The following is a 6,414-nucleotide window of genomic DNA, read 5'->3' on the forward strand; positions in this document are numbered from 1 at the left end:
GCGCGCGGGTTCGCCGGCGCGAGGACAAGCGCTTCATCACCGGCAAGGGGCGCTACACGGACGACATGAGCGTTGCGGGGATGGCGCATGCGGTGTTCGTGCGCTCGCCCCATGCCCATGCGAAGGTGAGGGGGATCGACGCGGCGGCGGCGCGCGCCATGCCCGGCGTGATTGCGGTCCTGAGCGGGCAGGAGCTTGTGGCGGACGGTGTCGGCAACCTGATCTGCGGCTGGATGATCCACTCGAAGGACGGCAGCCCGATGAAGATGGGGGCGTGGCGGGCGCTGGAGAGCGAGCATGTGCGCCATGTCGGCCAGGCGGTGGCGGTGGTGATCGCCGGGACGAAGGCGCAGGCGCGCGATGCGGCCGATGCGGTGGAGGTCGACTACGAGCCGCTCGCGGCGGTGGTCGATGCGCTGGATGCGCTGAAGGAGGGCGCGCCGCAGCTGCACGAGGAAGCGCCGGGCAACCTGATCTACGACTGGGAGATCGGCGACGAGGCCGCGACCGACGCGGCTTTTGCCTCGGCCGCGCATGTGACGCGGATGGAGATCCGCAACAACCGGCTGGTGCCCAATCCGATGGAGCCGCGCGCGGCCCTTGCCGACTACGACGAGGCGGAGGAGCACTACACGCTGTGGACGACCTCGCAGAACCCGCATGTGGCGCGGCTTGTCCTGTCGGCCTTCTACAACATCGCGCCGGAGCACAAGCTCAGGGTGATCGCGCCGGATGTGGGCGGGGGCTTCGGCTCGAAGATCTACATCTACCCGGAAGAGATGGTCTGCCTGTGGGCGTCGAAGAAGACCGGGGTTCCGGTGAAGTGGACCTGCGACCGGGCGGAGGCGTTCCTGACCGACGCGCATGGCCGCGACCACTATTCGGAAGCGGAGATGGCGCTGGACGCGGACAACCGGATCACCGGGCTTCGGGTGAAGACGGTGGCCAATCTCGGCGCCTACATGTCGCTGTTCTCCTCGTCGGTGCCGACCTATCTCTACGCAACGCTGCTGTCGGGCCAGTACGACATCCCGGCGATCCACGCCAATGTGAAGACGGTCTACACCAACACGGTGCCGGTCGATGCCTATCGCGGGGCGGGGCGTCCTGAGGCGACCTATCTTGTCGAGCGGATGATGGAGACGGCGGCGCGCGAGGTGGGGATGGAGCCTGCCGCGTTCCGGCGCAAGAACTTCATCCGCTCCTTCCCGCACCAGACGCCGGTGATCATGTGCTACGACGCGGGCGATTATGACGCTTCGCTGGATGCGGCGCTTTCCGCGATCGACCATGCGGGCTTTGCAGGCCGCAAGGCGGAAGCGGCGCGGCGGGGCAAGCTGCGCGGACTGGGGCTCTCCTGCTACATCGAGGCCTGCGGCATCGCGCCGAGCCAGGCGGTCGGCTCGCTTGGGGCGGGCGTGGGCTTGTGGGAATCGGCGGAGGTGCGGGTCAATCCGGTCGGCACGATCGAGGTTCTGACGGGCTCGCACAGCCATGGCCAGGGGCACGAGACGACGTTTGCCCAGCTTGTTGCGGAGCGCTTCGGGGTGGGTCTCGACACGGTCTCGATCGTGCACGGGGACACGGACAAGGTGCAGTTCGGGATGGGCACCTACGGCTCGCGCTCGGGGGCGGTCGGCATGTCGGCGATCGTCAAGGCGCTGGACAAGGTCGAGGCGAAGGCGAAGAAGCTTGCGGCCCATCTGATGGAGGCCTCGGAAGGGGACATCACGGTTGAGGGCGGCACGTTCAAGGTGGCGGGGACGGACAAGGAGCTTCCCTTCTTCCAGGTGGCGCTTGCGGCCTACACGGCGCACAACATGCCCGAGGGCATGGAGCCGGGTCTGAAGGAGGGGGCGTTCTACGACCCGACCAACTTCACCTTCCCGGCCGGCACCTATGCGTGCGAGGTGGAAGTGGATCCGGAGACGGGCCGTGTTGAGATCGTCGACTTCGTTGCGGCGGACGACTTCGGCACGATCATCAACCCGATGATCGTCGAAGGTCAGGTGCATGGCGGTCTGACGCAAGGGATCGGCCAGGCCTTGATGGAGAACGCCGCCTATGACGGGGACGGGCAGCTTCTGTCGGGCTCGTACATGGACTACACGATGCCGCGTGCCGACGACGTGCCGTCCTACCGGCTGATGACGACGGTGACGGAATGTCCGGGCAATCCGCTGGGGATGAAGGGCTGCGGGGAGGCGGGTGCGATCGGCTCGCCGCCGGCGGTGATCAACGCGATCACCGATGCGATCGGCACCAATGCGCTGGAGATGCCGGCAACGCCGCAGGCGGTGTGGCGGGCGCTGAAGGGCGCGCAGCCGGCACAGGCCGCCGAATAGGCCACCTGCGGAAGACCGCCGGACCGGCACAAGCAGCGCGGTGTTCCGCGTTGCGCCAAGGGACAAGCAGCGCGGTGTTCCGCCCCCCCGACGCGGTGTTCCGCGTCGGGTTATAAAGAACGGGCCAGACAAAAGCAGCGCGGTGTTCCGCGCTGCGCCAAGGGACAAGCAGCGCGGTGTTCCGCGCCAGGCCAGAAGAGGGACCGGCGGCGTGCCGCCGGGATCAGACGACGCGGGTCAGGCGGCACGGATCAGGCCGCATTGGCCGGCCGCCTTGGCGAGGCGTCGCCGGTCAGACGACGCCGGTCAGGCCGCGCGGGCGGGAAGAGAAGATCGGGCCGGCGACGGCCCTGCATTACGGGCGCCGGGCGCAAGCCGGCAGCGCAACGAGGGAGAGGGACATGTACGAGACGACCTATCACCGGGCAACGAGCGTGGCGGACGCGGCTTTGAAGCTTGCAGGCAGCGATGAGGCGAAGATCCTGTCGGGCGGGCAGACCTTGCTGCCGACGATGAAGCAGCGCCTTGCCGCGCCCTCGGATCTGATCGACGTCGCCCATGTGGCGCAGATGAAGGGCATTGCCGAGACCGGCGGGGCCTTGCGCATCGGCGCGGCGACAACCCATGCCGAGGTCGCGGCCTCCGACCTTGTGCGCCGCCTGGCGCCGGGTCTTGCCGACCTCGCCGGCCATATCGGCGATCCGCATGTGCGCCATCGCGGCACGATCGGCGGCTCGCTGGCCAACAACGACCCGGCCGCCGACTATCCGGCCGCCGCCCTGGCGCTCGGCGCGACCATCGTCACCGACCGGCGCGAGATCGCCGCCGCCGACTTCTTCACCGGCCTGTTCGAGACGGCGCTGGAGGAGGGCGAGATCGTCACCGCGGTCGCCTTCCCCGCATGCGCCTCGTGTGCCTATGCCAAATACCCCAACCCCGCCTCGCGCTACGCCATGGCCGGGGTGTTCATCGCCAGGACCGATGCCGGCATCCGCGCTGCCGTCACCGGCGCCGGCGCCAATGGCGTCTTCCGCCATGAGGGACTGGAGGCCGCGCTCGCCGAAAGCCTCACGCCGCAGGCCGCAGCCGGCGTCACCACCGACCCGGACACCCTCATCGCCGATATCCACGGATCGGCCGAATACCGCGCCAACCTCATCGCCGTCATGGCAAAGCGCGCCATCGCAAAACTCGCCCCCTGAACCCCACACACAAGCAAACACCGCACAAACAAACACCCCAGAACAGGCCCGCAAAACCAAAACGGCCCGGGGAAAACCAACCCCGGGCCGTTTTGCATCTTTCGTCCTGCGAGCGCGACCGTTCAGGCGGCAGCCACGTCCGCCAGGAAGCGGTCGATCTGCGTGCGCAGCTCGCGGGTCTTGTCGCCGACGTCGCCGGAGGCAACCAGAACCATGTCGGCCGAGGCGTTGGTTTCGGCGACCGCGCTGGAGAGCTGCCCCATATTGGCCGTCACCGCCGTCGTGCCCTCGGCTGCATGCTGGACATTGCGCGAGATCTCGTTGGTCGCGGCGCCCTGCTGCTCGACCGCCGCGGCGATCGCCGAGGTGTAGCTGTCGACTTCCTGCATGGTCTGGGTGATGGCCCCGATCGCCTCGACGGCTTCCTTGGTCGAACCCTGGATGGCGGCGATCTGCGCGCCGATCTCCTCGGTTGCCTTGGACGTCTGGTTGGCCAGTTCCTTGACTTCCGCGGCAACGACCGCGAAGCCCTTGCCGGCCTCGCCGGCGCGGGCGGCCTCGATCGTCGCGTTGAGCGCGAGGAGGTTGGTCTGCTCGGCGATCGCCTGGATCAGGGTCACGACTTCGCCGATCTTGTTCGCTGCGGCGGCAAGCCCGGCAACCTTCTCGTTCGTCTGGCGGGTGCCATGCGAGGCCTGGTTGACCACTTCGGTGGTCTGGCCGACCTGGCGGGCGATCTCGCTGATTGACGCGGCGAGTTCCTCCGCAGCCGTTGCGACGCTTTCCACATTGCTCGTGGCAGCGCCGCTTGCATGGGTCGTCTCCTCTGCCTTGCCGGCGCTCTCGCTGGCGATCCGGGTCAGGTCGCGGGCGGTGGCCTCCATCCCGGCAGCGGTGTCGCCGACCGAGGACAGCAGCTCCTGCACCTGGGCGCGGAAGGCTCCGATCAGTTCGTCGACGCGTGCCTGGCGGACCGCAGCCGCCTTCTGCTCGCGCTCCTGCTCTTCCCGCATGCGGGCGCGCTCGCGGGCATTGTCGCGGAACACCTCGACCGTGCGGCTCATCGCGCCGATCTCGTCGCCACGCTCCGTGCCGGCGATCTCGACATCGGTGTCACCCTCCGCCAGCCGGCCCATGACATCCGTCAGGCGGCGCGTCGGGCGGGTGATGGCGAGCGACAGCACGAAGGCGACGGCAATGCCGAGACCGACGACGGTCACCAGGGTGACGGCGATGGTCCAGAAGCTGGCAGCACCCGAACTCGCGGCCTTGTCGGCCTGCTCGCTGGCCAGCGAGGTGATCTTGCTCCGCATTTCCGAAGCGACATTGCTGAGTTCGGACGAGGACAGGCGCACCGCCTCGATGCTGGCGGTCATGTTGTCGAAGGCGCCACGATAGGACTCGATCTCCTGCTGGGCGAGTTTGACCGTCTCGGCAACCTTCGGAAACTGGTTGGCGGAGGCGGCGAGCGTGCCGGCGACGCGGCTCAGTTCCGCGATCCCGCGCGCGACATTGTCCGGAGTGACAGTGCCGAGGCCTGTCAGGAATTCCAGCGTCGTCGCCTTGACCACCAGTGCCTGCTTCGACAGGTCGCCCGCATTGGTTGAAACCAGGTCGACCTTGATCAGGTCGATGTCACGGGCCTGGACTTCCTTCTGCACCAGGTCGATGGCCGAATAGGCGGAGGTCTGCACCGCCTTGGAGGCTCCGACGATCTCCTCGAGAGCAACATTGATCTCACGGCGCAGCTTGTGCACCTCGGCGAAGGAGGACGTTTCCTGCAGCCGGGTGAAATAGCCCTGCAGTTCGCCCGACCGGGCCGCCAGGGCCTCGACGCTTTTCTGGTCGACGCCGTCCACACGGGCATTGGTGAGGGCCCGGGCATTGTCCGCGAGCTTGTTCGCCTCCAGCACAGCCTCGTCCAACAGGTTGGCGGCCGTCGAGGTGGTCGAGCGCAGGAAGAGGAATTGTGCCCTCAGGGCTTCTTCCTGAAGCGAGACGACGAAGCGGATGATGTCGTCGGCCTTGCGGCGGGTGGCGGCGGCGCGCAGGCTTTCGCGCTTGGCGTCGCGGCGCACGATCTGCATGTCGCTGTTGATCTGGCTGGCCAGATCGCCAAGCTTGCCGATGGCGCCTGCAAGGTCGTTGGAAAGCTGCTGCTGGCGGGCAATCTCCTCGCCGACCTTGGCGAAGTCCTCACGCATGACGGAGACGGAGGCCACTGCCGCGGACACTGCCCTGGAGGCGGCCTCGTCGCTGGCGACGGATGCCTTCAGCGCCTGGAGTTCGCTTTCCAGATCGGAGACGGCGTCCCGTGTTGCCTCGGCATCGGCCGCGTTGCGGCTTTGCAGGAAGGTCTCCCGCAGCGCGGATACATCCTGCAGCCGCGCCATGACCCCTGTGGCAATCTTCGACGTTTCCATTTGATTGGTCAGGCCGCCGATCGCCATTGTGCCGACGCCGCCGACAACGGCAGCAAGCAACAACACGACGGCAAAGCCGCCGCCGATCTTCGCGGCAAACCCGAGATTGCCAACCAGGCCAAGAATCCGGGACATCAATTATCCTCCACACGTATTAGCTGAGCGACATTAGGCGGCTTTCCGTGAATCTTAGGTAAAGTGCGATCAATTTTCCCCGTACCGACAACTTTTGCGATTCCAGCAGCTTGGCAAGGGAACGGCGCGGCAATGAATGCCGCCCCGCCTGCGTGAATGCTGCTCTCGTCAAGGGGTGCCTCAGGCGGCGGCAACGCGGTTGAGGAAGCGGTCGATCTCCTCGCGCAGGGCGTCGGTGTTGCGGCTCATGGCGCCGGAGGCGTCGAGCACGTTGCCGGCCGCAGCCGACGTGCTCTCCACCGTCGAGGC

General features: G+C 67.3%; 3 protein-coding genes. 2 read left to right on the top strand and 1 reads right to left on the bottom strand.

What is annotated here, in order from left to right:
- The coding region (locus ACN0T5_RS21390; protein WP_417770626.1) for a xanthine dehydrogenase family protein molybdopterin-binding subunit at positions 1-2,345 on the top strand (2,345 nt) is incomplete at its 5' end.
- Between the two features lie 401 nt (positions 2,346-2,746).
- Complete coding sequence (locus ACN0T5_RS21395) at positions 2,747-3,547, top strand: FAD binding domain-containing protein (protein WP_417770627.1); 801 nt, start codon at positions 2,747-2,749, stop codon at positions 3,545-3,547.
- A 122-nt stretch (positions 3,548-3,669) separates the two neighbouring features.
- On the opposite strand, the gene ACN0T5_RS21400 is transcribed toward ACN0T5_RS21395, so the two are convergent.
- Entirely contained in the window at positions 3,670-6,105 is a 2,436-nt protein-coding gene (locus ACN0T5_RS21400) for a methyl-accepting chemotaxis protein (protein WP_417770628.1), read from the bottom strand.
- Positions 6,106-6,414: the final 309 nt, after the last annotated feature.

This window comes from Stappia sp. (assembly GCF_048261845.1).
Lineage (GTDB): Bacteria > Pseudomonadota > Alphaproteobacteria > Rhizobiales > Stappiaceae > Stappia.